Annotated in this window: 27 protein-coding genes and 2 tRNA genes; 13 read left to right on the top strand and 16 right to left on the bottom strand. The window is 31.8% G+C overall.

Annotated elements, in window-relative coordinates; translation table 11 throughout:
• The first annotated feature begins 1 nt into the window (after position 1).
• Entirely contained in the window at positions 2–1,069 is a 1,068-nt protein-coding gene (thiL, locus tag BM072_RS12760) for a thiamine-phosphate kinase (protein WP_092909092.1), read from the top strand.
• 223 nt (positions 1,070–1,292) lie between these two features.
• Here the strand turns inward: thiL and rpmA are convergent, their stop codons facing one another.
• The gene (rpmA, locus tag BM072_RS12755) at positions 1,293–1,550 is read right to left on the bottom strand and encodes a 50S ribosomal protein L27 (protein ID WP_072932267.1); all 258 of its coding nucleotides are present in this window, start codon (positions 1,548–1,550) and stop codon (positions 1,293–1,295) included.
• A 42-nt stretch (positions 1,551–1,592) separates the two neighbouring features.
• The gene (gene rplU / locus BM072_RS12750) at positions 1,593–1,898 is read right to left on the bottom strand and encodes a 50S ribosomal protein L21 (protein WP_092909090.1); all 306 of its coding nucleotides are present in this window, start codon (positions 1,896–1,898) and stop codon (positions 1,593–1,595) included.
• A gap of 169 nt (positions 1,899–2,067) precedes the next feature.
• Here rplU and BM072_RS12745 point away from each other — a divergent pair, with 169 nt between their 5' ends.
• From BM072_RS12745 to meaB, 5 genes are all read left to right on the top strand, one after another.
• Positions 2,068–2,316 carry a FeoA family protein gene (locus BM072_RS12745; RefSeq protein WP_092909088.1) on the top strand — a complete coding sequence of 83 codons (249 nt, stop codon included), beginning with the start codon at positions 2,068–2,070 and terminating at the stop codon, positions 2,314–2,316.
• Positions 2,316–4,415: a ferrous iron transport protein B gene (gene feoB / locus BM072_RS12740; RefSeq protein WP_092909085.1), complete on the top strand. Its 2,100-nt coding sequence runs from the start codon at positions 2,316–2,318 to the stop codon at positions 4,413–4,415. Before BM072_RS12745 ends, feoB begins: the two co-directional genes overlap by 1 nt.
• Before the next feature lie 5 nt (positions 4,416–4,420).
• Positions 4,421–4,591 (top strand): FeoB-associated Cys-rich membrane protein, encoded by a 171-nt coding sequence (locus BM072_RS12735; protein ID WP_092909083.1) that lies wholly within the window; start codon positions 4,421–4,423, stop codon positions 4,589–4,591.
• Positions 4,592–4,718: 127 nt separating this feature from the next.
• Entirely contained in the window at positions 4,719–5,360 is a 642-nt protein-coding gene (locus BM072_RS12730) for a helix-turn-helix domain-containing protein (RefSeq protein WP_092909081.1), read from the top strand.
• 171 nt (positions 5,361–5,531) lie between these two features.
• Positions 5,532–6,503, top strand: a complete 972-nt coding sequence (gene meaB, locus BM072_RS12725; protein WP_092909079.1) for a methylmalonyl Co-A mutase-associated GTPase MeaB — start codon at positions 5,532–5,534, stop codon at positions 6,501–6,503.
• Between the two features lie 32 nt (positions 6,504–6,535).
• On the opposite strand, the gene BM072_RS12720 is transcribed toward meaB, so the two are convergent.
• From BM072_RS12720 to mutY, 6 genes are all read right to left on the bottom strand, one after another.
• Positions 6,536–6,609: transfer RNA gene (locus BM072_RS12720), tRNA-Asn, on the bottom strand.
• A gap of 58 nt (positions 6,610–6,667) precedes the next feature.
• A tRNA-Asn gene (locus BM072_RS12715) sits at positions 6,668–6,741 on the bottom strand.
• A gap of 67 nt (positions 6,742–6,808) precedes the next feature.
• Positions 6,809–8,122: an RIP metalloprotease RseP gene (gene rseP / locus BM072_RS12710; protein WP_092909077.1), complete on the bottom strand. Its 1,314-nt coding sequence runs from the start codon at positions 8,120–8,122 to the stop codon at positions 6,809–6,811.
• 73 nt (positions 8,123–8,195) lie between these two features.
• The gene (gene gldD, locus BM072_RS12705) at positions 8,196–8,804 is read right to left on the bottom strand and encodes a gliding motility lipoprotein GldD (protein ID WP_125113459.1); all 609 of its coding nucleotides are present in this window, start codon (positions 8,802–8,804) and stop codon (positions 8,196–8,198) included.
• Positions 8,805–8,819: 15 nt separating this feature from the next.
• Entirely contained in the window at positions 8,820–9,269 is a 450-nt protein-coding gene (locus BM072_RS12700) for a single-stranded DNA-binding protein (protein WP_092909075.1), read from the bottom strand.
• Positions 9,270–9,305: 36 nt separating this feature from the next.
• The gene (gene mutY / locus BM072_RS12695) at positions 9,306–10,325 is read right to left on the bottom strand and encodes an A/G-specific adenine glycosylase (protein WP_245752178.1); all 1,020 of its coding nucleotides are present in this window, start codon (positions 10,323–10,325) and stop codon (positions 9,306–9,308) included.
• A 104-nt stretch (positions 10,326–10,429) separates the two neighbouring features.
• Between mutY and BM072_RS12690 the strand changes: the two genes are divergently transcribed.
• Positions 10,430–10,726 (top strand): HU family DNA-binding protein, encoded by a 297-nt coding sequence (locus BM072_RS12690; RefSeq protein WP_092909071.1) that lies wholly within the window; start codon positions 10,430–10,432, stop codon positions 10,724–10,726.
• 210 nt (positions 10,727–10,936) lie between these two features.
• Entirely contained in the window at positions 10,937–12,508 is a 1,572-nt protein-coding gene (locus tag BM072_RS12685) for an Rne/Rng family ribonuclease (RefSeq protein ID WP_092909069.1), read from the top strand.
• Positions 12,509–12,633: 125 nt separating this feature from the next.
• Here the strand turns inward: BM072_RS12685 and BM072_RS12680 are convergent, their stop codons facing one another.
• A complete protein-coding gene (locus tag BM072_RS12680; protein WP_092909067.1) occupies positions 12,634–13,476 on the bottom strand; it encodes a siderophore-interacting protein in 843 nt (280 codons plus the stop codon).
• Between the two features lie 167 nt (positions 13,477–13,643).
• Between BM072_RS12680 and BM072_RS12675 the strand changes: the two genes are divergently transcribed.
• Positions 13,644–14,399, top strand: a complete 756-nt coding sequence (locus BM072_RS12675; RefSeq protein WP_092909065.1) for a tyrosine-protein phosphatase — start codon at positions 13,644–13,646, stop codon at positions 14,397–14,399.
• A 33-nt stretch (positions 14,400–14,432) separates the two neighbouring features.
• Here the strand turns inward: BM072_RS12675 and BM072_RS12670 are convergent, their stop codons facing one another.
• The 3 genes from BM072_RS12670 to BM072_RS12660 all read right to left on the bottom strand — a co-directional run bounded on the left by BM072_RS12670 (position 14,433) and on the right by BM072_RS12660 (position 19,726).
• The gene (locus BM072_RS12670) at positions 14,433–16,367 is read right to left on the bottom strand and encodes a heavy metal translocating P-type ATPase (RefSeq protein WP_092909063.1); all 1,935 of its coding nucleotides are present in this window, start codon (positions 16,365–16,367) and stop codon (positions 14,433–14,435) included.
• Between the two features lie 63 nt (positions 16,368–16,430).
• Entirely contained in the window at positions 16,431–16,847 is a 417-nt protein-coding gene (locus tag BM072_RS12665) for a Fur family transcriptional regulator (RefSeq protein WP_092909061.1), read from the bottom strand.
• A gap of 83 nt (positions 16,848–16,930) precedes the next feature.
• The gene (locus BM072_RS12660; protein ID WP_092909058.1) at positions 16,931–19,726 is read right to left on the bottom strand and encodes a GH92 family glycosyl hydrolase; all 2,796 of its coding nucleotides are present in this window, start codon (positions 19,724–19,726) and stop codon (positions 16,931–16,933) included.
• 90 nt (positions 19,727–19,816) lie between these two features.
• Between BM072_RS12660 and BM072_RS12655 the strand changes: the two genes are divergently transcribed.
• From BM072_RS12655 to BM072_RS12645, 3 genes are read left to right on the top strand one after another with little or no spacing between them, the layout of a single operon-like run.
• Complete coding sequence (locus BM072_RS12655) at positions 19,817–20,812, top strand: isoaspartyl peptidase/L-asparaginase family protein (RefSeq protein WP_092909055.1); 996 nt, start codon at positions 19,817–19,819, stop codon at positions 20,810–20,812.
• Positions 20,809–21,483, top strand: a complete 675-nt coding sequence (locus tag BM072_RS12650; RefSeq protein ID WP_092909051.1) for a copper homeostasis protein CutC — start codon at positions 20,809–20,811, stop codon at positions 21,481–21,483. Before BM072_RS12655 ends, BM072_RS12650 begins: the two co-directional genes overlap by 4 nt.
• Before the next feature lie 21 nt (positions 21,484–21,504).
• Positions 21,505–22,629 carry a DNA polymerase III subunit gene (locus BM072_RS12645; protein ID WP_092909048.1) on the top strand — a complete coding sequence of 375 codons (1,125 nt, stop codon included), beginning with the start codon at positions 21,505–21,507 and terminating at the stop codon, positions 22,627–22,629.
• 51 nt (positions 22,630–22,680) lie between these two features.
• On the opposite strand, the gene BM072_RS12640 is transcribed toward BM072_RS12645, so the two are convergent.
• Entirely contained in the window at positions 22,681–22,917 is a 237-nt protein-coding gene (locus BM072_RS12640; RefSeq protein ID WP_092909045.1) for a hypothetical protein, read from the bottom strand.
• 331 nt (positions 22,918–23,248) lie between these two features.
• On the opposite strand from BM072_RS12640, the gene serS reads away from it, so the two are divergent.
• Entirely contained in the window at positions 23,249–24,517 is a 1,269-nt protein-coding gene (gene serS, locus BM072_RS12635; protein ID WP_092909043.1) for a serine--tRNA ligase, read from the top strand.
• 70 nt (positions 24,518–24,587) lie between these two features.
• Here serS and rfbD read toward each other — a convergent pair whose 3' ends face one another.
• The 3 genes from rfbD to BM072_RS12620 are packed head-to-tail and all read right to left on the bottom strand — an operon-like array spanning position 24,588 to position 26,628.
• Entirely contained in the window at positions 24,588–25,442 is an 855-nt protein-coding gene (gene rfbD, locus BM072_RS12630) for a dTDP-4-dehydrorhamnose reductase (protein ID WP_092909042.1), read from the bottom strand.
• Between the two features lie 56 nt (positions 25,443–25,498).
• Positions 25,499–26,014: an OmpH/Skp family outer membrane protein gene (locus BM072_RS12625; RefSeq protein ID WP_092909040.1), complete on the bottom strand. Its 516-nt coding sequence runs from the start codon at positions 26,012–26,014 to the stop codon at positions 25,499–25,501.
• Positions 26,015–26,049: 35 nt separating this feature from the next.
• On the bottom strand, positions 26,050–26,628 hold the full coding sequence (locus tag BM072_RS12620; protein WP_092909039.1) for an OmpH/Skp family outer membrane protein: 579 nt from the start codon (positions 26,626–26,628) through the stop codon (positions 26,050–26,052).
• Positions 26,629–26,637: the final 9 nt, after the last annotated feature.

Below are 26,637 nucleotides of genomic sequence, written 5' to 3'. Positions count from 1 at the left end.
AATGTTAGAAGATAAAAACGTATCAAAAACCAGTTTAGCCGAAATTGGCGAATTTGGTTTAATTAATCAAATAAAAGAAGGTTTTCCAATCAAATTAGAAAGCTCTATCAAAGGAATCGGTGACGATGCCGCTGTACTTGATTACAAAAAAGAAAAGATTGTTGTTTCTACAGATATGTTGGTAGAAGGCGTTAGTTTTAGCTGGGGTTATATGCCTCTTCGTCATTTGGGCTACAAAGCTGTTGTAACGGCAATTAGTGATATTTTAGCAATGAATGCAATTCCGAAACACTTATTGGTTTCTATGGCACTTTCTAATCGTTTTACGATAGAAGCTGTTGACGAAATTTACAACGGAATGAAATATGCCTGCGAAAAATACAATATTGACATTGTTGGTGGCGACACAACATCGTCTGTACATGGTTTAGTTTTAAACTTAACAGCAATTGGTTCTGCGCCAGAAAAAGATATTGCATACAGAAGTGGTGCACAAGAAAATGACTTAGTTGTACTTTCGGGCGATTTAGGTGCTTCTTTTTTAGGTTTACAAGTTTTAGAGCGCGAAGCGCAAGTAACTAAAGTTAATCCGAACAATCAACCAGATTTAGAGCAATATTCTTACTTAATAGAACGTCAACTAAAACCTGAAGCGCGTTTAGATATCATCAAAATTTTAAAAGATTTAAAAGTTATTCCAACTTCTATGATTGATATTTCGGATGGTTTATCATCAGAAATCATTCATTTATCAAAAGAAAGTGGTGTTGGATTTAATATTTACGAAGAAAAAATTCCGTTAGATTCATCTGTTATTAGAACCGCAGAAGAATTTAAAGTTAATCCAATCACTTGTGCTTTAAGCGGTGGCGAAGATTATGAATTATTATTTACCATCAAACAAACCGATTTTGATAAAATAAAAGGTAATCCGAACTTAACTGTAATTGGTCATGTAACAGGAAAAGGCGAAGAAAATTATTTGATTACACGCGGTAGCGAACAAATGGTTCCGATAACTGCGCAAGGTTGGGGAGTTGAGCAAGAAGAAAATAATTCTGAACATTAATCATAAATTTTCTTAGAATGTGATCCTGAAACAAGTTCAGGATGACTTTTTAAAATAATATAAATTAGATTAGGATAACTTTATAAATATAGATTTTGTCAAGCTGAACTTGTTTCAGCTTCACATTATTCTAATCATAAGAAATCAAATATCTAATAAAACAAAAAAGCTCATCCAATGGATGAGCTTTTATATTTTTAGCGTTTTCGGATTGAATTAGCAATTAAGCTAATGGTTCAATAGAAACGTAAGATCTATCGTTACGTTTTTTTGTGAAAACAACTTTTCCATCAACTAATGCGAATAATGTGTGATCTTTACCGATTCCTACATTATCACCAGGATGATGTTGTGTACCTCTTTGACGAACAATAATATTACCAGCGATTGCTGCTTGTCCACCAAAAATTTTAACACCTAAACGTTTCGAATGTGATTCACGACCATTTTTCGAACTTCCGACCCCTTTCTTATGTGCCATTTCGTTTTGTTTTTAAGAGTTAATAATAAATTAAAGCCAATCTTAACCGATTGAAACTACTTCAATTTTAGTGAATTGTTGACGGTGACCATTAGATTTTTGGTAACCTTTTCTTCTTTTCTTTTTGAAGACGATTACTTTGTCTCCTTTCACGTGATCAACGATTTTAGCTACGACAGTAACTCCGTCTATAACTGGGGCGCCCACAGTGATTGCTCCGTTGTCAGTTAATAAAACACGGTCGAATTTTACTTCGTCTCCTGCTTCACCTGCCAAACGGTTTACAAACAATTGTTGGTCTTTTTCAACTTTGTATTGAAGCCCTGCTATCTCTACAATTGCGTACATAAATTAATGTTTATAAATGAAAATTGAGTGCAAAGATAATCTTTTTTTTGATATCTGAAACTTGAATTGATTGAAATTTAAATAGAAAGATGAATAAAGTATGATATTTCTTCTATTTGGATTAATTAAAAATTAGATATCTTTGCAAAGATTAAATACCATACAAAGAATGAAAAATTTGACTGAAGAATATTCTTTAAAAGATTTAAAAATAGGCGAACTAGCAGAAGTAACTGGTTATAAAACCGAAGACATTCCTGCCAAGTTCTACGAAATGGGTTTTATTCCTGGCACTAAATTACAGGTCAAAAATAAAGCACCTTTTGGTGGTCCAATTTGTATCAGTATCATATCTAATAAATCTGTTTTAGCGCTGCGCAGAAGTGAAGCAGACAAAATCTTGATTAATAAAAAATAATGAATCAATATAAAATTGCCTTAGTTGGTAACCCTAATGTAGGTAAAACTTCTCTTTTTAATAAACTTACAAATCTTCGACAAAAAGTTGGTAATTATCCTGGCGTTACGGTAGAAAAACGCGAAGGAAATATTGAACGTAATGGAAATAAATTTTCGATTACCGATTTACCAGGTACGTATAGTATTTATCCGAGCTCTTTGGATGAAGAAATTGTTTTTAAAATTTTAGGAGATAAATCAAATCAACTTTATCCAGATTTAGCCGTTGTTATCGGCGAGCCATCAAACCTAAAACGTTCTATTTTACTTTATCAACAAGTAAGAGATTTAGAAGTTCCTGCGATTTTTGTCATCAATATGAAAGATGAAATCGAAAGTAAAGGTTTAACGATTGATTTAAAGAAATTAGAAGAATTATTAGAAACAAAAATATATTTAACAAACGCTAGAACAAGTGATGGTTTAAATGAATTGATTGACGCTTTAACAAAATCTGCACAAGTTTATCAATCAAAATTTATACTTCCGACAGAACATTCTGCGTCAGTTAATAAAATAAAAGAAACGTTTGAAATTACGAATGATTATACCGCTTGGCAATATCTTTCGCAAAAACAAATGCCTTTTTTAACAAATGAAGATCAAACAAAAGTTGATGCAATAAAAAAAGAATTTAATATTGTTCCGCGTCGTTTACAGGTAAAAGAAACGTTGGATAGAAATACTTTTTTAGAAAAAAAGTTAGAGTCTATCGTTTCATATAACTTCAAAAACAACGAAACATTTACAGATAAAGTTGACAAATTATTAATTCATCCAATTTTTGGATACATTATATTTTTAGCTGTTTTATTGCTAATTTTTCAAGCCGTTTACACGTGGTCAGGACCATTAATGACGATGGTTGAAGATTTATTTGCTTGGCTAGACGAAAAAGCAATTAGCATGATTCCTGCAGGTCCAATAAACGACATCATCGGTGGCGCAATTATTCCAGGTATCGAAGGAATTGCCGTGTTTGTACCACAAATCGCCATCCTTTTTCTATTCATATCAATTATGGAAGAAACTGGTTATATGAGCCGTGTTGTTTATTTAATGGATAGATGGTTAAAACCTTTCGGATTAAGCGGAAAAAGTGTTGTTCCATTAATTTCTGGTGTAGCATGTGCAGTTCCAGCCATTATGTCTGCACGAAATATTGAAAATGATAAAGAAAGATTGTTAACAATTCTTGTAACGCCTTTTATGACGTGTTCTGCGCGTCTGCCAATCTATATAGTTTTAATTGCTTTGGTTATTCCCGACGAAAAAATATTTGGTTTAAGCTACCAAGCTTTGGCACTTTTTATCATGTATATTTTAGGTGTTGTTGGTGCTTTGGGAAGTGCTATTTTATTGAATATCGTTATAAAAGCAAAACATAAAAGTTACTTAATTTTAGAAATGCCAACATATAAACTTCCAGATTGGAAAAATGTTGCGATTAATGTTTGGGAAAAAACATTGGGTTTCTTAATTGATGCAGGTAAAATAATTTTAGCAATCTCTATTATTCTTTGGGTTTTAGGAACTTTCGGACCAGGAGAACAATTTAAAAATGCTGAAGAAATTGTAACTGCTCATCATCCAAAAATGAGTGAAGAAGATTTAGCTAACGAAATTGCTTCTTATAAATTAGAGCATTCTTATTTAGGAAAATTAGGTACAGTTATTGAACCAATTGTAGAGCCTTTGGGTTACGATTGGAAAATGGGAATTGGATTAATTTCTTCTTTCGCAGCACGCGAAGTTTTTGTAGGTACAATGTCTACAGTTTATAGTTTAGGAGAAGTTGATGTAGAAGACGATGCACAAAAAAATAGTTTGTTACATCGTATGAAAACAGAGATTAACCAAAATACAGGAGAGCCTGCATATAACTTGGCAACGGGAGTTTCTTTGTTATTGTTTTATGCATTTGCAATGCAATGTATGAGTACAATTGCAATCGTAAAACGTGAAACAAATTCATGGAAATGGACTTTGTTGCAAACTGGTTTTATGACTGGAATTGCCTATTTAGTGGCATTTATTGCCTATCATTTATTAAAATAATAAGTATGGATAACATTTGGGTACAATATATATTTATCGCATTCCTTTTCGGATTTGCAATATGGTATGTTTTTAAGTTGATAAAAAATTCATTTAGTTCAGGTAAAGGCGGCGGATGCTCAAAAGGTTGCGGCTGTTCTACTGATACAAAAGAAATTCATAAAAAGGTTAACTAATTTAGTTAACCTTTTTTATTTCAAAATTTCGGAGTAAATTTACTAAAATCAAAAAACTTAGATTTGCATTTAAATAATTGATTTTTATTTAGTTATATTTTAATTAATCCGAAAATAATTTTTAAAAATGGACACTTGGCTAATTGTTTTAATCGTTATAAGTTGTGTAATTGTTTTAGGTATAATCTATTACTTCGTCACTAAAAAAAGTAATCAAACAGAACAGAATCATTCTGAAACTGTAAATAATACAAATAATAAGACTGAAGCAAGTACAGATAATTTATCAAATTCAGTAAAAACAGAAGAAGATAAAAAAGTACAAACTTTAACGCAAGAAGATTCTATAACAATTTCTAACCAAGAAATTATTCAAGCAGAACCTCAATTATCAATTAATATTTCATCTAAAACAGAGAAAATTCTTTTAAGAAAATTAGAATTATTCGAGAAAAATAAAGGGTTTATTAAGAAAGACATTAATTTATCTTCTTTAGCAAAACAGTTTGAAACGAATACAAAATACTTATCAGAAATTATAAAAACGCATCGTCAAAAACAGTTTAATAACTATTTAAACGAATTACGCGTAAACTACATTGTTGATCGTTTACAAAACGAACCAAAGTATATTAATACAAAAATTAGTTATTTAGCAAGCGATTGCGGATTTACTTCGCACAGTACATTTACTACAATTTTTACGCAAATAACAAACGAATCTCCATCAATTTTCATGAAAAGAATTAAAGAAGAAAGAACAAATTAATAATTCTTTAATTTAAAACAATTACTTATTGATTTTAATTTATTTAAATGATATTAAGCAAATAATATTACACAATACAAATACACGACCTATATAAAATAAAACTTTAATTTTTCTTCTGATTTTTTTATTCTTATCAAAGCAATTATCTTTAAAATAAGATTAAATCATATGCGAAAAATTGAACCAAATATTCTTGCCCAAAAAATAAAAGAAGGAGATCGTTATGCCCTTTCAAAAGCAATTACGCTGGCAGAAAGTAGTCGTTTAGATGATTTAAAATTAGCACACGAAATTATTAGTTTATTACCAACTTCAACAACTTCAAAAAGAATTGCAATCACTGGAATTCCTGGCGTTGGTAAAAGTACTTTTATTGAATCTTTAGGAAAATATATCATTAGCCAAGGTCAAAAAGTAGCCATTTTAGCCATCGATCCAAGTAGTTCGCTATCTAAAGGAAGTATTTTAGGTGATAAAACTCGAATGGAAGATTTATCTAGAGAAGACAATGCTTTTATCCGCCCAAGTGCGTCAAACGGTTCATTAGGCGGCGTAACATCAAGAACATACGAAGCAATATTATTATGCGAAGCGGCAGGTTTTGAAACAATATTGATAGAAACCGTAGGCGTTGGACAATCTGAAACATTGGTAAACGAAATCTCAGATTTGTTTTTATTCCTACAATTACCGGGTTCTGGAGATGATTTGCAAGGAATAAAACGTGGAATAATGGAAATGGCAGATTTAATCTTCGTCAATAAGTCTGACTCTTTTCAAGAAAAGCTTGTAAAAGATGCTAAATTAGACATTGTGCGTTCTTTACAATTTTTACCAACAAAGACTTCGCAATGGAAAAGAAAATCGATTATAGGCTCTGGTTTAATTGGAAAAGGAATTCCAGAATTATGGGAAATGATTGATGAATATTTCAGGTTTATAAACGAAAACGAATATTATCTAAAAAATAGAACCAATCAACAATTAAAACAAGCTGAGCGCTACACAATTGATTTGGTGAATCAACATTACTTAAAAGCGCTAAAATCAACACCAATTACGCATAATCAAAGTATTTCTGCTTTTGAAATGGCGAAAAATTGGTTAGAAAATAATCCTGTAGAAATTACTATAAAATAAAAAAAGACAATCAAAATTGATTGTCTTTTTTGCTCCTCCTCTTGGGCTCGAACCAAGGACCCTCTGATTAACAGTCAGATGCTCTAACCAACTGAGCTAAGGAGGAAAATTCCGATATTTTAAAATTTATTTTTAAGTCTATGTTTGACTTTTCACTAAAAAAGCTCCTCCTCTTGGGCTCGAACCAAGGACCCTCTGATTAACAGTCAGATGCTCTAACCAACTGAGCTAAGGAGGAATGTTGCTTAATTGTGGGTGCAAATATAAAAGTATTTTTTACACCCACAAAAAATATTTTAAAAATTTTATCCAAAAATCATATTAATGATATCATTTCCGAAGATAAATACCATTAAACCAAGTATTATGACAACACCTACCATTTGTGCTTTTTCTAAAACTTTATCACTTGGTTTTTTACCTGTAACCATTTCGTAGATTGCAAAAACAGCGTGTCCACCATCTAAACCTGGAATTGGTAATAAGTTAATAAATGCTAACCAAGCAGAAATCATTGCTGTAAATGACCAGAAAAATAACCAGTTCCATTCTGTTGGCATTTGTTTTACCATACCAATAGGTCCTGCAACTTGCTTACGTCCATCTTTTACTTTAAACAATGTTCCTATTCCGCGAACTTGTGTTACAATTGCATCGAATGGTTTTACAATTCCCATTGCAACACTCTCTCCAATTGTGTAATCTTTATGTTCTACTAATGTACTTAGATAACCTGATGTATCTCCTCTAAATCCTAATGTGCCATCTTTATCTATTGTTGCCATTAATTCTACTGGCTCACCATTTCTAATAACACTTAATGATGTACTTTTCCCTTTATATTCTTTAATTTTACTTTTAAAGCTTGAAAATAATGGTGTTGTAAAACCATCTACAGCAACTATTTTATCTCCTTTTAATAATCCTGCTTTTTGAGCCGAACTATTTTCTGTAACAGAGTCTACAACAAATGTTGTTTGTGGTTTAAAAAATCCACTTTTATAAGCTAATATTTGTGTACGGAAATTTTCATTAATTGGTAAAGAAACTTCTTTTCCATCACGTTTTACTTCTAAAGAAGTTCCTCCTAACAAGGCTTCTTTATTAATTTCTTGTAACGATTGATATTTAATACCATTAACACCAACAGGAATATCGCCATTTCTTAAACCCAAAGAAGTTTGAGCAGAATCAACCTCTATACCGTATTGCATTTTATTAACATTAACGTAATTTTCTCCTTGCGAAGCAAAAATCACTGTGTAAATAATCATCGCTAAAACAATATTGACAATAATACCACCTAACATGATGATTAATCGTTGCCAAGCTGGCTTAGTTCTAAATTCCCATGGTTTTGGTTCTTGTTTCATTTGATCAAGATCCATACTTTCATCAATCATTCCCGAAAGTTTTACATAACCACCAAGTGGCAACCATCCTATTCCGTAAACTGTATCACCAATCTGTTTTTTCCAGATGGCAAATTTTACGTCAAAGAAACAAAAGAAACGTTCTACACGAACGCCAAACCATCTTGCTGTAACATAATGTCCAAGTTCGTGCAGCATTACTAGAAGCATCAGACTTAGCATTAATGTAGCTATCTGTATTAACATATTATTCTAAATTTATTTATATTGTATTTTTATAATGACTACAAAATTAATTGTTTTTATTTATCAGCCACTTTTATTTTTTCCATTCCAATGTTTCAAGCAATTTTTTCACATCTTTTTTGATATAATCTACTGCTGGAGCAAGTGAATCTGGTTTTGGTTGAGTTTTGAAATAAACCGAACCCGTAATAAAATTTTTGACACTATCTGTTGCATGAAACTGCATATTAATGGCAGACTCTCCTCCTAATTCATATAATGTACCAAAAACACGTTTCTTAGGAAATGAAAATTCTTGAGGCGATATAAAACTTGCTTTAACCGTCTGATCTTGCACAAAACGCTCACTTTCCTTGATTTTGACAATCAAATCTTGTGGCGAATTAATCGGAAAATATGTCAGATAAATTGTTGCTTTCATCTTAGGATACGAAACAACATACCAATTTTGCTGCTTACCTTTTACTATTTTCCCGAAATTAGAATACTGAAAAGTATAAGGTGCATTTTCTGCAAACTGCACATACGTTTGGGTTGGATATTCTAATCTAATTTCGCCCAAAGGCTTTGCAACATCTTCATTTTTATTGCAAGACACAAAAAAAATAGCACTACTACATAATGCTATTATAGTTTTAAAATTCATTGTATGACGTAAAACGTTAAGTTTTGTAAAAATCATTTATTTTTTTAATTTCTAAAAAGGCAAATCGTCCTCTCCTTCAGCTAAAAATGGAGGATCGACAACTGTTGTGTTTTGAGATTGATTAGTTTTATTTTGATCACTTTGCGTATTTTGACGGTGTTCATTTTCAACTTTTGGCGTTAAAAACTCAATCGAATTTGCAACAATTTCTGTTGTATAACGAGTTTGTCCATTATCATCCCACTTTCTTGTTTTGATACGACCTTCTACAAAAACTTTGTCTCCTTTTTTAAGGTAACGATCACATAATTCCGCTAATTTATTTCGCGTCACAATGTTATGCCATTCAGTTTCTGTAATTCGCTCTCCCGTTCTCGAAATATATGATTCCGTTGTTGCGATAGGAAATCGTCCAATACAATTTTGTTCGTCAAAGTGATGCAATTTTAAATCATCTCCTAAATTTCCAATTAAAAGTACTTTATTCGTTGTTCCATTCATAGTTATAGGTTGTTTAGTGGCTTGTAAGATACAAAGTTAATCCAAATAATATTTATTTATAAATTTTTCTATTGGTTTAGGAAGCGGATAATGCTCAATGTCATTAAAAGAGATCATTTCGAACGCTAAATCCTTTGCTAAATTGTTTATTTCTACTAAAGATACATTTAATTTCCAATATTTTATAAATAAATTTTGATGCGATAAAATGTGTTTTTCTTCCGAAATAAAGCTCAAATTATCATCTAATTCGGTCTCTAAAACAAAGCCTTTATCCAACAAATCTGTGGTTGTTTCTACAAGTGGAAAAGTAAATAAATTGCGCCAAACATCGTTACCATTACGTTTGCATAAAGCAATTTTATCATCATTTTCAATAACTATAAAGTGCAAAAAACGGTTAGATATTTTTGTCTTTTTTAACTTAACTGGCAAGTCAAGTACTTTATTCAATCTCAAGGCTTCGCACGATTCATTTAATGGACAAATATCGCATTTTGGTAATTTTGGAGTACAAATTGTCGCGCCCAAATCCATCACCGCTTGATTAAAATCTCCTGGTCTTTTTTGATCGATAATTTCCATGCCTAAATCCCAAAAAATCTTCTTTGTTTTTGGCGAACTTATATCATCATCAATGTTAAAATAACGCGCAAAAACACGAAACATATTACCGTCTACCGCTGGTACAGCTTCTTTGTTAACTATTGATGCTATTGCAGCCGCTGTATAATCGCCAACTCCTTTTAACTTTTTTAGATCTGTAAAATTAGATGGAAAAACACCATTTAATTCTGTGGCAATATGTTGTGCCGTGAAATGTAAATTTCTGGCACGCGAATAATACCCTAGTCCTTGCCAGAGTTTTAGCACTTTTTGTTCATCAGCTTTTGCTAAATCGAAAATAGTATCGAATTCTTGTATGAAATTATTGTAAAATTTCATACCTTGGTCAACCCTTGTTTGTTGGAGTATTATTTCTGACAACCAAATTCGAAATGGGTCAATTGTATCACGCCAAGGTAAATCTCTTTTATTCTTGTCAAAATATGACAAAATCAGATAGTTGAAGTTCATAAAAACTGAAAAAATCTTTTTTTTGTTAAGATACAATCGTATATTTGCACCCGCTTTCAAATTTAAGAATAATAAGAGGAATTATGACAAAGGCAGAAATAGTAAATAACATTTCAAGTAAATTAGGACTTGAAAAGAGCGATACTCAAAGAGTGGTAGAATCGTTTATGGAGGAGGTGATTAAATCATTAGTAGAGGGAGAAAATGTATACTTAAGAGGATTTGGATCTTTTACTATTAAAACCAGAGCAGAAAAAACTGGTAGAAATATTACAAAAGGGACTTCTATCATTATTCCAGCTCATAACGTTCCAACATTTAAACCAGCTAAGACTTTCATCGAAGATGTTAAGACTAGCGAAGCAAACGTAATCAAATAACAATAAAATAATTGTATCATGCCAAGCGGAAAAAAACGTAAAAGACATAAGGTAGCGACGCACAAACGTAAAAAACGTCGTCGTCTTAACAGACACAAAAAGAAAAAATAATTAGTAGCATAGCTATTAAAAATTTAATCTTTTTACAAGATAGCACTTTTCAAAAATATTTGGAAAGTGCTTTTATCATTTTTAAAAATAAATTTTTTGATGAGTAAAGAATTAGTAATTTCAGCCTTAGCTGATCAAGTACGCATCGCAGTTTTAGATGAAGGACGCCTGATGGAATTTCATCAAGATACTGCAAATGATGGCTTTGCAGTTGGTGATATTTACTTGGGTAAAATCAAAAAATTAGCTCCTAGTTTAAATGCAACCTTTGTTGACATTGGTTATTCTAAAGATGCATTTTTACATTATCATGACTTAGGTCCACAAATACGTTCGTCAAATGCTTACAACAAAATTGTAGGAAATGGAATGTACAAGACCGAAAAATTGAAAAACTTCCGTATGGAAAAACCGATTGACAAAGATGGTCAGATTACTGATATTTTTGCGCCAGGTGACTCTGTATTAGTTCAAATTACAAAAGAACCAATCCATACGAAAGGACCAAGAATTACTTCTGAAATTTCTATTGCTGGTCGTTATTTAGTTTTAGTTCCGTTTTCGGAACGTGTTTCGATTTCACAAAAAATCAAAACAAAACCTGAACGCGATCGTTTAATCAAAATTTTAGAAAGTTTAACTCCCGAAGGTTTTGGTGTTATCATCAGAACTGTAGCAGAAGATAAAAATGCTGAAGAATTACAAGCAGATTTGGCTTATTTGTTAAACAAATGGACTCAAATCTTCAAAAATCTTCAGAAAAAAACGGCTCCAGCTAAAATTCTTAGCGAAATGGATCGTGCTTCTTCTATTTTAAGAGATAATTTTAATGATGATTTTATTAAAATTTCTGTTGATGATATTGAGTTAGCGGACGAAATGCGTGAATATTTGGAAGTTATTGCGCCAGATAAAATAAATCTGGTAAAAGAATACGACGATCCATTTGTTCCTATTTTTGAGAAGTTTAATGTCGAAAGACAAATTAAACAAGCTTTTGGTAAAACAGTTACAATTCCACAATCTAAGGGTGCATACCTTGTGATTGAACATACGGAAGCATTGCATGTGATTGATGTAAATTCTGGAAATATCTCTAGAAATTCTAAAAATCAAGAAGATTCTGCCTTTTTAGTGAATAAAATTGCGGCTTCGGAAATTGCACGTCAATTGCGCTTACGTGATATGGGAGGAATTGTTGTGGTCGATTTTATAGACATGACAGATGCAGAACATAAAAAAGAATTGTTTGAACATCTGCGAGCTGAAATGGCGAAAGACAAAGCAAAACATAAGATTTTGCCTCCAAGTAAATTTGGATTGATTCAGATTACAAGACAACGAGTTCGACCAGAAGTGAACTTTGTTACGACTGAAGAAAATCCCAACCAAGAATCGAATGAAGTTGAAGCACCAATCGTTACAATTGATAAAATTGAACAAGTGCTCTTGAATATCCTTGAAAGAAAAGATAAAGACTTAAAGAAAATGTCTTTACATGTCCATCCTTTTATCGCTTCGTATTTGAAGTATGGATTGCCAAGCATTCAGATGAAATGGTTTATTAAACATAAAAAGTGGATCAAAATTGTTCCAAGAGATGCCTATAAATTTTTACAATTTAATTTTTTAGACAAGGATCACAATACACTTTACAACGAATCAAATTAAAAAAAACCTGCTTTTATAAAGCAGGTTTTTTTTTGTTTTTCTATACTAACTTTATCTCATATAAATCACTAAAAAAAGCTTCACCAAAAGATGAAGCTTTCTAAAAATAGATTATTGAGAAATATTTAAAACACTTTGATATAAAGTTCTTGTTCAATTTTTTCGTGACAGTCTTCTAATGGATTTTTCTCTGCTTTACCAGCTTTCCAATGCGATGTACAGTAAAATTCGTCTTTTTTCCATTCTAAATCATCTTTAAAAAAAGATTTAATTTCTTTTACAGATTTAGATTCTCCCGCAACATAAGCAAAACGTTTTCCGTCTTTACGTTTTGGGTATTTTTGACTATTTACCAAGGTATGCAACGCGGTTCCTTGTCCGATATTTGGATTGATAATCCATTTAAATTCTAAATCAGCTTTTGTTTCGATGGTATGGATATCGTTTTCTGTCGGAACTTCTACACAAACTATTCCTTTTGTATTGGCAGATAAAGATTCAATAATTGTAGAAATTACGGGTAAACCTGTTAAATCTGCTGCTAAAAGAATAAAATCTGCTTTAGGTGCCAATTCTTTTTTCTTCGATTTCATCGAAACTCCAATCATATCACCAACTTTTGCTTCATTTGCCCAACGAGAACCTGGTCCTTTTAACCCATGATTTGCAATATCTATAACAACTTGATTGTTTTCTGTATCAATATCTCGCAACGTATAAGTGCGCGAAACTGGTTTGAATTTATCTGATGGCGAAATCCATTTTTTATTCTCTGCATCATACTCAGCATAGTGAATATCACGAATTCCAAGTGGTGGAAACAACAATTTACATGTTCCTCCTAATGTTGTATCCTCAAAAAAAGAAACATCATTATTTTCTAGATAAACGCGAATAAGATGTGGTGTAACAAATTCTTTCTTTCTTAAGATGAATTTTTCTTTCGCAATTTTAACTTTATCTCCCATCAGATTATTTAGATTTATTCTAATTCTATGCGAAGATAAATTAAATTTAGATTGAATTAAAATAATGTTGTGTTAAAGTAAAAACTTATACTTTTTTTAACACCACTATACCGAATATAACTTGTAACTTTTAGGTGTTGAAATTGTCAACCTAAAAACGAAGAACAATGGAAAATACTTTAAACGCAATCGCTCTAAATGAAAGAACTCTTTCTCTTGAAGGCGGATTTAATTTTAGAGATTTAGGCGGAATAATTAACAAAGACGAACAAGTTTTAAGAAAAGGATTGTTAATCAGATCTGATGATTTAGCAAATTTAACAGATAATGATTTAGAAGTATTGAATGATTTTCCGATAAGAACAATCATTGATTTACGAACAATTTACGAACGATCAAAAAACCCAGATCACATTCCGAATAGTTGTAATCACGAGGTTCATTTGGATATTTCTTCTGGTCATTTTGAAAATTTAGTGAAACAATTTAGAGAAGGAATCTCTAATCCAAAAGAGTTTATGTGCACTATTTACCAAGATTTTGTTTTGGATAAAACGTGTCAATCACAGTACAAGAAATTCTTTGATATTGTACAACACAAAAATAGAACACCAATTTTGTTTCATTGTACAGCCGGAAAAGACAGAACTGGTTTTGCTACGGCAATGATTTTAGCTGCTTTAAAAGTTGATTTTGATACGATTATGGAGGATTATATGGATTCTAATATTTGTTTGGAACAAAAGTATGCACATATGCTTAAAATTAATCCTGATTATAAATACTTAATCGAGGTTTATCCTGTGTATTTAGAAACTGCTTTTCAGACAATTAAGAAAGAATTTGGAACTATAGAATATTATTTAACAAATATATTAGGCGTTGATCTCCAGTTAATGGAAGATCTGTATTTAAAAAAATAAGCGACATATAGTCGCTTATTTTTTTTATTTAAATTATTTAAATTTCATTCGCTGAATACGAACTGCATTCAGAATTGCGAGCATTGCTACACCAACATCTGCAAAAACAGCTTCCCACATGTTGGCAATACCATCGGCACCAAGAAATAAAACAATTGCTTTTACGGACATTGCTAAAACAATATTCTGAATTACAATTTTTCTTGTTTCGCGACCAATACTAATCGCCGTTGCAATTTTTGATGGTTGATCGGTCTGAATGACAATATCAGCTGTTTCTATCGCAGCATCACTTCCCAAACCGCCCATTGCTATACCAACATCACTCAATGCCAAAACGGGCGCATCATTTATACCATCACCAACAAAAGCAATTACTTGATTAGAATTTTGTTTCAAAGCCTCAACTTTTTCTACTTTTCCTTCTGGTAATAATTCTCCAAAAGCTTCATCTACTCCAACTTCTTTCGCAACATTTTGTGTAATTGTATTTTTATCACCACTTAACATAATTGTTTTCGAAACTCCTAATGCTTTCATACGCGCAATAGCCTGCTTTGCATCAGCTTTTACTTTATCGGCAATCGTAATATAACCCGCATATTTACCATCAATTGCAACAACAACTATACTTTCTACAATATCATTTATTTCTTGTGGATATTGAATAGAAAAATGATGCAATAACTTGCCATTTCCTGCTAATACAACTTTATTATCTACTTTACCTTTCAATCCTTTTCCTGAAATTTCTTCAACTTCTATCGCTTTTAATTCGGAAGGATGATTCGCAACAATTGCTTTTGCGATTGGATGTGTTGATTGTTTTTCTAACGCAGAAACATAGTCTAAAAAATGTTTTTGATCAAGATTTGTTTCAATCTTTTGAACTTCAAAAACACCTTCGGTCATTGTTCCCGTTTTATCCATCACAACTGTATTCACTTTCGAAATTAAATCTAAAAAGTTAGAACCTTTTACTAAAATTCCGTTTCGAGAAGCTGCTCCAATTCCTCCAAAATAACCTAACGGAACTGAAATTACCAAAGCACAAGGACAAGAAACAACCAAGAAAACCAAACCGCGATATAACCAATCTCTAAAAACATAAGTGTCTACAAAAAAGTATGGAATGACTACAAGTGCCAATGCCAAAAAGAAAACAATTGGTGTATAAATTTTTGCGAATTTTCGGATAAAAAGTTCTGTTGGTGCTTTTCTAGATGCCGCATCTTGAACCATTTGAAGAATTTTTGCGATAGAACTATCTTCAAATTTCTTTGTTGTTTTTATCTCTACAACATTTTCTAGATTTAACATTCCTGCCAAAACAGTTTCGCCAAGTTTGTAGGTAGATGGTTTACTTTCGCCCGTTAAAGCTGCGGTATTAAAACTTCCTTTATCAGAAATTAATTCGCCATCTAACGGAATTTTCTCACCAACTTTTACTTGTATTGTTTCGCCAATTGTAACATCATGCGGTTTTATAGTTTCGAAATTACCATTTCGCAAAACATGCGCAATATCTGGTCGAACGTCTAACAACTCTTTTATATTTCCTTTTGCTTTGGTTACCGCAGCATCCTGAAACATTTCGCCAATCGTATAAAATAACATTACGGCAACACCTTCGGGATATTCGCCAATTACAAAAGCACCTAAAGTTGCAATTCCCATCAATGAAAATTCATTGAAAAAATCGAGTTTTTTTGCTAAATCAAACGCTTCTCTCCAAACAGAAAAAGCAACCAAAACATAAGCAACACCGTACCAAGCCAATCGAATATATTGATGATCGATGAACCAAGATGGTTTGAAAATATATTGAATGATTAATCCTAAAAAGAAAATTGCTAAACTAATTCCTAAAATTAATTTACTATTATCGTGATTGTGTTCGTGGTCATGATCGTGTGAAGAATGATCGTGATTTTCTTCTACAGAACAACAATTATTACAATTCGCCATAACTATCTTTATTTATTGCACAAAGTTAGTTTGCAAATTCTGCAACCAAGTTGCAAAGTTAGTTTAGGCTTTACATTGATCGCAAATTCCTTTTAAAACAAAAGAAGATTGCTCGACTTCAAAATTTTTGGGAAGATTGATTTCTGGAAGATGAATATTTTTTAGACAATAGGTCTGATTGCAACTTGTACAATGAAAATGAGCATGCGTAAACTCTGGTGTACACTTGCAATTTGACTCGCACAAAGCATATTTTATAGAACCTGTACCATCCTCGATAGAATGAATTAATTTATTTTCTTCGAACGTTTTTAGGGTTCTATAAATCGTTACGCGATCGGCTTGATCCATTTCAATTTCTAAATCAGCTAAACTTAATGCAACCGCAGATTTTTTTAATCGATCTAACACCAATAATCGCATTGCTGTTGGATTAATTGCTCTGTTTTTAAGCGTTTTTGTTAAATCTTCTGTTTGCATTTTATATTGATTTCGTTTTATAAAGTTACTAAAAAAGAGGTTAATCAACAATGATTAACCTCTTTTACATGATATTTTACTATTTATTTTACTGTAATTTCATCTAAAAAAATGTATGATATTCCATCAAAAGGCTCGGCTAAATGACCTTTTGGAAAAGTACCATAATTGTAAATTTTTACTTTAATATACCTTGTTTTTATTGGAGAAAGTTTGATTTTCCAATCATCCGTATAAATTTTATCATTAAATGGATCAGGAGTTTTTTCTAATAAACCTGCTAATTTAAAATCTGAATTTGTTGTCGATAAATAAACCTCCATTTTGATTGGCATCATAATCCACGAGCGCGAATCTTGTAAAAAATTAACATCAATAGAAGAAATAGATTTTATTTTATTTAAGTCAATAATCGCTTCAAAATCTTGTCCTTGATAACCTTGCCAATCACCTTTTCGCCAATTTCCATCACCATGAATTCCATCTAACAAACCATCTGGTCCATTTGCATGATATTGCGGATCGTAAGTTGACTGCAATTTGATTGAATAATTATTCGGTTTCTTGAAAAACGACGCCGAAATTGTTTTACTTTTCTTTGTTTCATTATTTATAAAAGCTTTTACCGTAGTCGATTCTTTTATTGTAAATGGCTTTTTATAAACTTGTGTTTTCTTATCATTTAATGTATAAAAAATCTTATCTGTTGCATTATCAGATTTTAACTCAATTACTAATTTATCTTTAAATGTACGTTCTAGTGCAGAAATAATCGGAGCTGTTACAATGTTTTCAGTTTCGGTTAAAGGTTGTATTTCTTTCCCTTTTAAAAATTCAAATCCTAAATATTGATTGTCTTTATAATTCGATTTATTGATAATTCGCTTCGTCCCGTCTTCTAAATTGATTGTTATTTGGTCAAAATATGGTTCTGTAATTGTCCAAATTCCCGAACCTGGCGTCACGCTATAAATTCCCATCGAAGCCAAAACATACCACGCACTCATTTGTCCACAATCTTCATTACCAATTAATCCATCAGGCGAATTCGTGTAAAATTCATCCAATATTTTATGAACTAAATTCTTTGTTTTTTCTGGCTGATTAACGTAATTATACAAAAATGCAGCATGATGACTTGGCTCATTTCCGTGTGCATATTGCCCAATCAAACCTGTAACATCTACTTGCTTTCGCCCAGTCATATCCGAAGTTGTACTAAAAAGTTCATCTAATTTCGAAGCAAATTTATCTTTACCACCATACATAGCAATCATTCCATTTATATCTTGCGGAACAAAAAAAGTGTATTGCCAACCGTTTGCTTCTGTATAATTATTGTTCACCTCTTTTGGATCAAAAGGCGTTGCCCAACCTCCATTTTTCTTTGGACGAATAAAATTAGATTGCTTATCAAACAAATTTTTCCAATACTGTGAACGTTCAATAAAATACGTATAATCTTCTTTCTTATTTAAAATCAGTGCCATTTGCGCAATACACCAATCATCGTAAGCATATTCTAACGTTTTAGAAACTGATTCGTGTTCATCATCAATCGCAATAAAACCATTTGCTTTGTAAGCTTTTAAACCCAAATGATCTAACATAGCCGAATGTTTTGAAGCCTCGAAAGCTTTTTCATAATCAAAACCTTTCAATCCTTTTACCATTGCATCTGCAATCACAGAAACTGAGTGATATCCAATCATACAATCGGTTTCGTTACTCGCAAGTTCCCAAACTGGCAAACGACCGCCTTGCTCATATTGCGCAATAAATGTGTTTATAAAATCAACCGTTCGTCTTTTCTCAATTAGCGTATACAAAGGATGCGCGCCACGAAAAGTGTCCCAAAGGGAGAAAACCGAGTAATAATCAAAATTATTGGCTAAATGAATTTTACCATCTCGACCTAAATAATTTCCGTTTAAATCTTGTGCAATATTTGGTTGAATCATGGTATGATAAAGCGCTGTATAAAAAATGGTTAATTTATCTTTATCTGTAGATTTCACTTCAATTTTAGACAATTCTTTGTTCCAAAATTTTTCTGCATTTTCTTTCGTTTTCTTAAAATCAAACGTCGTTAATTCTTTTGCGTTTACATCCGTTCCATCAAAACCAGTTGTAGACAACGTTACTTTTATCATGATCTTTTCGCCCTTTTTTACTTTCTTTCCAAAAGCAAGCGCAATCTGGTTTCCATCAAATTTTTTGGATTGAAGTGAACCCGTTTTTGTAGACGTTATTTTTAAAGGTGTATTAAACTGAATCTTTGCATAAATCTTTTGATTTGTTGCCCAAGCTTCTGATTTTCTGTAGACATAAATCGTTTTATCGTCTACAACTTTTACTTCGCCTTCAAGTAATTTATCCCGGTGATTAAGGTCTAAAATAATCGAAGCATCTCCTGCTTTATTAAATGTATATTCGTGCAATCCAACACGAGTTGTCGTTGTTAATTGTACATTAATATTATATTTATCCAATAAAACTTGGTAATATCCGGCAGTAGCTTTTTCATTTTTATGCGAAAACTTTGAACCATACTCTTTTTGATAAAAACTCTTATTATTTAAAGTCGGCATCAACATAATATCGCCATAATCAGAAACACCTGTCCCATTTAAATGTGTGTGCGAAAAACCGTAAATAAAATCGTCCGAATAATGATAACCACTACAACCATCCCAACTGCCGTCGATACGCGTATCAGGAGAAAGTTGAACCATACCAAATGGTAAAGTTGCGCCCGGAAATGTATGTCCATGTCCGCCAGTACCTATAAATGGGTTAACATATTGCGCAAAATTTTTGGTTTGAGCAGTCGCAAGACTTGCTAAAATCACCCATAAAGATAATAAAATTGGCTTCATAAAATTTTTAGAGTTTTGATTTTCAGTGTTAATGATATACAATAATATGAATTATATTTGTTAATAACACGTATTGAAATCGACAAACACATGAGTAACAGAAGAAATTTTATTAAAAAATTAGGTGCTGCAAGTTTACTTTTAGGAACTGGAAAAATTAACCTTAATGCACAACAAACGTCAAAAAATACATCAAAAATAACCAACAAACCAATTGTTTTATCTACTTGGCGATTTGGTCTTGAAGCAAACACCGAAGCTTGGAAAGTTCTTAGTACAAAAGGTTCTGCTTTGGATGCTGTGGAACAAGGCGTAAAAATTGTTGAAGCTGATCCCAACGAACGCAGTGTTGGTTATGGCGGACGCCCAGATCGCGATGGAAAAGTTACACTTGATGCGTGCATTATGGATCATGCTGCAAATATCGGTTCGGTTGCGGGATTAGAATATATTATGCATCCAATTTCTGTTGCGCGTAAAGTGATGGAAGATACGCCACATGTGATGTTAGTTGGCGATGGTGCATTACAATTTGCAGTAGAGAAAGGATTTAAGAAAGAAAATCTTTTGACAAATTTATCCGAAAAAGAATGGAAAGAATGGTTAAAAGACACCAATTATCAGCTACCAATTAACATCGAAAATCACGATACAATTGGTATGATTGCTTTAGATGCGCACGGTAATCTCTCAGGCGCGTGTACAACTTCGGGAATGGCGTATAAAATGCATGGTCGCGTTGGCGATTCGCCTATTATTGGTGCAGGTTTGTTTGTTGATAACGAAATTGGTGCAGCAACGGCAACTGGTCATGGTGAAGAAGTTATTCGTATCGCGGGAAGTCATTTGGTTGTTGAATTAATGCGTCAAGGTTATTCGCCAGAAAATGCATGTAAAGAAGCCGTTAATCGAATTATTAATTTAACTAAACTTCGTCAAAAAGACCTTACAAATATTCAGGTTGGGTTTATTGCAATCAATAAAAATGGCGAATATGGTTCGTATTGTATTCATCCAGGGTTTAACTTTGCGGTACATGATCAAACTGGGAATCGTTTGATTGATGGTAAATCTGTTGTAAAATGAAAAAATTAGAAATAGCTTGTTTTAATCTCGAATCTGCATTAATCGCTGCAAAATCAAATGCAGATCGTATCGAATTATGTGCAGATGCTTCTGCTGGCGGAATAACGCCTCCATTTGAGGAAATCGAAATGCTAAGAAAAAATACGGACAAAGAAATAATGGTGATGATTCGCCCTCGTGGTGGAGATTTCTGTTATTCTGATGAAGAATTTAATCAAATGAAAACTGAAATTGAAACCATTAAAAATTTTGGAATTGATGGTTTCGTTTTTGGAATTTTAACGGATGATAATGAAATAGATTTTGATCGAAATAAAGAATTAGTCGAATTAGCAAAACCGTTTCCGTGTACATTTCATCGTGCATTTGACCGAACTGTTGACGAATATGATTCGTTAGAATTAGTCATCAAATTAGGTTTTAAAACTATCTTAACTTCTGGTTTAGATAGTGATGTAAATTACGGAAAATTGACCTTGAAAAGTTTAGTTAAAAAAGCTGCTGATCAAATTACAATTATGCCTGGAGGCGGTTTACGCTCTACAAATATTGAGGAAATTAATGCAACCACAAACGCTAATTATTTTCATTCATCTGCGATGATTGACGATTCTGGAATTGCTAATTTAGAAGAAATCAATCGTTTAAAAACTTTGATTAATATTCAATAATAAAAATATTACCTTTGATTTATGCTTTGGGAAAATGTAATTGGTCAAAAAGAAGTCAAATCTAAACTTCAACAATCTATAAAAGACGGTCGAATTAGTCATGCTCAACTATTTGCTGGCCCAGAAGGTTCGGGCGTTTTAGCTTTGGCAATTGCTTATGCGCGAGAAGTTTTATGCGGATTAAATAACGATCAATGTAATTTGAAAGTTGATAAATTACAACATCCCGATTTACATTTTGCTTTTCCATATTCTGCAACAGATAGTGTTAAAAAACCGCTTGCAAAATATTTATTAAATGACTGGAGAAGTTTTATTCATGAAAATTCTTATGGAAATTTGACTGATTGGATGGCTCATCTTGGTATTGAAAAAAAACAAGGTGTAATTCCTGTTGACGAAGCAGACGAAATTGTAAAAACATTAGCTTTAAATAGTTACGAAGGCGGTTATAAAATTATGATTATTTGGCAACCAGAAACAATGACAACTGCGGCAGCCAATAAATTATTAAAAATATTAGAAGAACCACCCCAAAAAACATTGTTTATTTTGGTAACAGAGCGCGAAGATTTGCTTTTGCAAACCATTACTTCTCGTTGTCAATTGGTTAAAATTCCGAGATTATCTCAATCTGATGTAAAAGATTATTTAATCGAAAATAAGAATCAAAGTCCAGAAAAAGCGCAACATATTGCCTTTTTATCGCAAGGAAATTTACGTGAAGCTTTACATCAATTGAATGATGAGGAACATTTGTTTGACAAATATTTTGTGACTTGGGTAAGAAAAGCTTTTATGGCAGCTAAAACGCCAACGGTTTTAAAGGATTTGATTGATTGGTCAAATCAAATTGCAAGTTGGTCACGAAGTGAACAAAAGGATTTTTTAAATTATTGTTCGGAAATTTTCAGACAAGCTTTATTAAAAACGTATCAATCAGAAGATTTAGTTTTTCTACAAATTAATGCAGAAGGTTTTAAATGGCAAGGTTTTGCGCCTTTTATACATGGTGCAAATATCGAAGATATTTTAAATGAAATTAACGAAGCTTCTTATCATATAGAACGAAATGGAAATTCTAAAATTATTCTTTTAGACCTTTCCATCAAACTAACACGATATTTACATCGCAAGACAGTATAAAAAAAGCCACTCAATTGAGTGGCTTTTATATTTTATTGAAATAATTTTCAATTATTTTGCTGGAGCTTCAGTTGTAGCTGGAGCTACTGTAGCTGCTGCTGAATCAACTTTAGCTGCTGCTGAATCAACTTTAACTGCTGCTGAATCAACTAATGCTGCTGCTGAATCGATTTGAGCTGTTGCTGAATCAGTTGCGTTTTCTACTGCTTCTTCTGCTTTTTTCTCTCCACAAGATACTGCTCCTAATGATAAAGCTGCTACTGCAACTACTGCGAAAAATTTTTTCATTGTTTTATTGTTTTAATTATTAATAATTTCGATTAATTTTCTTTGTCAAAGATATTTGTGTTTGCAAGTTTTATCGTGTAAAATGAATGTAATATGATTGTAATACTATTTTCTTTTTAAACGTAACGTAAAATGCTTAAAAACAATTTGTTATGTATTTTTTTACAATTCTATATTTATTTTTGTAAAATATAATAGTAGTTTATTTTATCTATTATAGTCAAATTATTAATCTTGAATCGATAAAATGTTGGCTTTTTTTGTAGTTAATCATTTAAACATTCAACAAAAAAATTAATTATTAATACATTTGTATAAAATTAATTAAGATATGCTAGTAGTTTCTTACATTCAAGAAAACAAAGATCGTGTAATTGAAGGACTTAAAAAACGTAACTTCAAAAATTTAGGTCTTGTTGATGAAGTTTTAACTGTTGATGAACTTCGTCGTAAAACTCAGTTTGAATTAGATAATATATTAGCTGAATCCAACAAATTAGCAAAAGAAATTGGTAATTTGTTTAAAGATGGAAGATCGGAAGAGGCTAATGAATTAAAAAATAAAACTGTTGATTTAAAAACACAATCAAAAGAGTTACAAGATTTATTATCTGCTTACGAAAACTCCGTTAAAGAGATTTTATATCAAATTCCGAATGTTCCGAATGAAAGTGTAAAAGCTGGTAGAGATGCAGAAGACAATGAAATTGTTTTTGAACATGGTGAAGCAATTGCAAAACCAAACAATTTACCACATTGGGAATTAGCAAAGAAATTTGATATTATTGATTTTGAATTAGGTGTTAAAATTGCTGGTGCTGGTTTTCCTGTTTATAAAGGAAAAGGTGCTCGTTTACAACGTGCCTTAATCCAATTTTTCTTAGATACAAATTCAGATGCTGGTTATACAGAAATTGTTCCGCCATTCGTTGTAAATGAAGCTTCTGGATACGGAACTGGACAATTACCAGACAAAGAAGGGCAAATGTATTATATACAGGAAGATGATTTGTATTTAATTCCAACATCAGAAATACCTGTAACAAATATTTACCGCGATGTGTTGGTAAAAGCAGAAGAATTACCAATTACATTAACTGCATATTCGCCATGTTTCCGTCGTGAAGCTGGTTCTTATGGAAAAGATGTAAGAGGTTTAAATCGTTTGCACCAATTTGAAAAAGTAGAAATTGTTCGCATAGAAAAACCAGAAAATTCTTACGCAGCATTAGACACAATGGTTGAGCACATAAAAGGTTTATTGGAAGCGTTAGAATTACCTTACCGTATTTTAAGACTTTGTGGTGGTGATACAGGATTTGCATCTGCTATTACTTATGATTTTGAAGTTTTTTCACAAGCACAAGAAAAATGGTTAGAAGTTTCTTCTGTTTCAAATTTTGAAACATTTCAAACAAATCGTTTAAAATTACGTTACAAAGACGAAAATGGTACGCAGTTAGCGCATAGTTTAAATGGTTCTGCTTTGGCTTTACCACGTATTTTAGCGTCTATTTTAGAGAATCATCAACAAGCAGACGGAACAGTTGTTATTCCTAAAGCTTTACGTTCTTATACACGTTTTGATATTTTAGATTAAGATCAAAATTGATATAAAAAGAAAGCTCGAGATAATTCTCGAGCTTTTTATTTTGGTTAAACTTTAGATTTTATACTAAATGTTTCAATTCTTGTTTTAAACTATCTTCCCAATTCGGAACATCAACTTGATACGTTTCTTTGATTTTTGTTTTGTCTAATAAACTATATGCAGGACGTTTTGCTTTTGTAGGAAAAGCTGAAGTTGGTACAGGATTAATCTCAATTGTTGCACCAGAAAATTCTTTAATTTTTGTTGCAAAATCAAACCAAGAACATTCGCCTTCGTTAGAATAATTGAAAATACCATATACTAAATCATCTTTCGAAATAATATCTAAAATTGCTTTCGCTAAATCTAATGCATTAGTTGGCGAACCAATTTGATCCGAAACTACAGACAACGAATCTTTCTCATTAAACAATCTAAGCATCGTTTTAACGAAGTTATTTGCAAATCGAGAATAAACCCAAGCTGTGCGTAAAATAATTGTTTTTGGATTGTTATTTAAAGCAAATTCCTCTCCTTGCAATTTTGTTACACCATAAACACCAATCGGATTTGTTTGGTCTGTTTCTAAACGAGGTTTAGCTTCGGTTCCATCAAAAACATAATCTGTTGAAACATGTATAAATGGAATGTTTTTTTCAGCCGTAATTTTAGCTAAATATTCAACAGCTTTTGCATTTACTAAAAATGCATTTTCTTGGTCATCTTCTGCTTTATCAACTGCTGTATAAGCCGCACAATTTACAACGAAATCAAAATTCTTATCTTCAAAATAGGTCTTGATTAATTCCTCATTTGTAATATCCAATTGATCTTGTGTTGCAAAAAAGCATTCAATTTCTTTGTAATTTTTGGATTGTTCTAAGACAGATTGTCCTAATTGTCCATTTGCTCCTGTAATTAAAATTCTTTTCATAGATATAAAAAAAAGCCACTAAAATAGTGGCTTAAAGATATTAATAAAATTTATTATTATAATCCTAATTCTTTTTTAACGTCGTTAAATAAATCGTAACCTCCATTTTTGTAAACTAATACACCTGCAGGTAAAACATATTTAATTCCTTTTTTAGCAGCAACAGAATTGATTGCTTCCATTACTCTTTTTTCGATAGGTTCCATTAAAGCTTTTTCTTTCGCAGCCATTTCTTCTTGCGCAGCTTTAGCGTAACTTTCGTATTTTTTTTGTAATTCTTGCTCTTTTTCTTGGTATTTATTAGCAGCAATTAATTTTTGCGCTTCTTCTTGAGATTTACCAGCTAAGTCTTTTTGAGCAGTTTCCATAAATGTTTTGTACTCTCCTTGTAATGAAGCAATTTTATCTTGGTGTTTTTTTCCAAGTACTTCTAAATCAGCTTCAGCTTTTTTGTAAGCTGGCATTGCATCAATTACGGCTTGTGTATCAATATGAGCTAATTCTTGTGCGAAAGTTAAAACGCTACCAAAAACCATCATTGTAAATACAGCTATCAATCTAATTTGTTTCATTTTCTAGTTTGTTTATTAAAATTATTTCCTTTGTTTTATTTCTTCTTTTTAGACGCTGACGTCCCTTTTGTGTTGGTATTTGTATTATTTCGTTCTTGTTTTAATTCTGGTTTTAATGTTTGTAAAACTTCACGACTAATATCAAATTTTGGATCTGTATAAATCATTATCAAATCGCTTCCTTTATCAAATACAAAACTATAACCGCGTTTATCTGCAACCTCTTTTGTTGCATTGTAAATTTGATCTTGTAAAGGTTTCACCATTGATCTTCGTAAATTTACTAAATCTCCAGTTGGTCCATAACGTTTGTCTTGTAAAGACTTTACAGCTTGTATTTCTTCAGCAAGCTTTTTTTCTTGTTCTTTAACTTGTTCGGCTGTCAATAAAATCTTTTCAGCTTCAAATTCGGCTTGTAATTTAGCTAAATTTTCTTGTTTTTGCTCAATTTCTTTTTGCCAAGACTCTGTTTGAGATTTTAATCTGTTTTGCGATGATGTATATTCTGGTAAATTTTCTAAAATATACTGTGAATCGACGTAACAAAATTTTTGGGCAAATGTAAAACTTGCTAATCCAAGGAACAATGCAATAAAACTAATCCATTTTTTCATATTCTCGTT

The sequence above is a fragment of the Algoriella xinjiangensis genome (assembly GCF_900115015.1).
Lineage (GTDB): Bacteria > Bacteroidota > Bacteroidia > Flavobacteriales > Weeksellaceae > Empedobacter > Empedobacter xinjiangensis.
This window is presented reverse-complemented; position numbering and strand designations above follow the sequence as displayed.

Excerpts from the sequence above, each read along its gene's own strand:
- thiL (WP_092909092.1), top strand. The coding sequence starts at position 2 with ATGTTAGAAGATAAAAACGTATCAAAAACCAGTTTAGCCGAAATTGGC.
- rpmA (WP_072932267.1), bottom strand. The coding sequence starts at position 1,550 with ATGGCACATAAGAAAGGGGTCGGAAGTTCGAAAAATGGTCGTGAATCA.
- rplU (WP_092909090.1), bottom strand. The coding sequence starts at position 1,898 with ATGTACGCAATTGTAGAGATAGCAGGGCTTCAATACAAAGTTGAAAAA.
- BM072_RS12745 (WP_092909088.1), top strand. The coding sequence starts at position 2,068 with ATGAAAAATTTGACTGAAGAATATTCTTTAAAAGATTTAAAAATAGGC.
- feoB (WP_092909085.1), top strand. The coding sequence starts at position 2,316 with ATGAATCAATATAAAATTGCCTTAGTTGGTAACCCTAATGTAGGTAAA.
- BM072_RS12735 (WP_092909083.1), top strand. The coding sequence starts at position 4,421 with ATGGATAACATTTGGGTACAATATATATTTATCGCATTCCTTTTCGGA.
- BM072_RS12730 (WP_092909081.1), top strand. The coding sequence starts at position 4,719 with ATGGACACTTGGCTAATTGTTTTAATCGTTATAAGTTGTGTAATTGTT.
- meaB (WP_092909079.1), top strand. The coding sequence starts at position 5,532 with ATGCGAAAAATTGAACCAAATATTCTTGCCCAAAAAATAAAAGAAGGA.
- rseP (WP_092909077.1), bottom strand. The coding sequence starts at position 8,122 with ATGTTAATACAGATAGCTACATTAATGCTAAGTCTGATGCTTCTAGTA.
- gldD (WP_125113459.1), bottom strand. The coding sequence starts at position 8,804 with ATGATTTTTACAAAACTTAACGTTTTACGTCATACAATGAATTTTAAA.
- BM072_RS12700 (WP_092909075.1), bottom strand. The coding sequence starts at position 9,269 with ATGAATGGAACAACGAATAAAGTACTTTTAATTGGAAATTTAGGAGAT.
- BM072_RS12690 (WP_092909071.1), top strand. The coding sequence starts at position 10,430 with ATGACAAAGGCAGAAATAGTAAATAACATTTCAAGTAAATTAGGACTT.
- BM072_RS12685 (WP_092909069.1), top strand. The coding sequence starts at position 10,937 with ATGAGTAAAGAATTAGTAATTTCAGCCTTAGCTGATCAAGTACGCATC.
- BM072_RS12680 (WP_092909067.1), bottom strand. The coding sequence starts at position 13,476 with ATGGGAGATAAAGTTAAAATTGCGAAAGAAAAATTCATCTTAAGAAAG.
- BM072_RS12675 (WP_092909065.1), top strand. The coding sequence starts at position 13,644 with ATGGAAAATACTTTAAACGCAATCGCTCTAAATGAAAGAACTCTTTCT.
- BM072_RS12670 (WP_092909063.1), bottom strand. The coding sequence starts at position 16,367 with ATGGCGAATTGTAATAATTGTTGTTCTGTAGAAGAAAATCACGATCAT.
- BM072_RS12665 (WP_092909061.1), bottom strand. The coding sequence starts at position 16,847 with ATGCAAACAGAAGATTTAACAAAAACGCTTAAAAACAGAGCAATTAAT.
- BM072_RS12660 (WP_092909058.1), bottom strand. The coding sequence starts at position 19,726 with ATGAAGCCAATTTTATTATCTTTATGGGTGATTTTAGCAAGTCTTGCG.
- BM072_RS12655 (WP_092909055.1), top strand. The coding sequence starts at position 19,817 with ATGAGTAACAGAAGAAATTTTATTAAAAAATTAGGTGCTGCAAGTTTA.
- BM072_RS12650 (WP_092909051.1), top strand. The coding sequence starts at position 20,809 with ATGAAAAAATTAGAAATAGCTTGTTTTAATCTCGAATCTGCATTAATC.
- BM072_RS12645 (WP_092909048.1), top strand. The coding sequence starts at position 21,505 with ATGCTTTGGGAAAATGTAATTGGTCAAAAAGAAGTCAAATCTAAACTT.
- BM072_RS12640 (WP_092909045.1), bottom strand. The coding sequence starts at position 22,917 with ATGAAAAAATTTTTCGCAGTAGTTGCAGTAGCAGCTTTATCATTAGGA.
- serS (WP_092909043.1), top strand. The coding sequence starts at position 23,249 with ATGCTAGTAGTTTCTTACATTCAAGAAAACAAAGATCGTGTAATTGAA.
- rfbD (WP_092909042.1), bottom strand. The coding sequence starts at position 25,442 with ATGAAAAGAATTTTAATTACAGGAGCAAATGGACAATTAGGACAATCT.
- BM072_RS12625 (WP_092909040.1), bottom strand. The coding sequence starts at position 26,014 with ATGAAACAAATTAGATTGATAGCTGTATTTACAATGATGGTTTTTGGT.
- BM072_RS12620 (WP_092909039.1), bottom strand. The coding sequence starts at position 26,628 with ATGAAAAAATGGATTAGTTTTATTGCATTGTTCCTTGGATTAGCAAGT.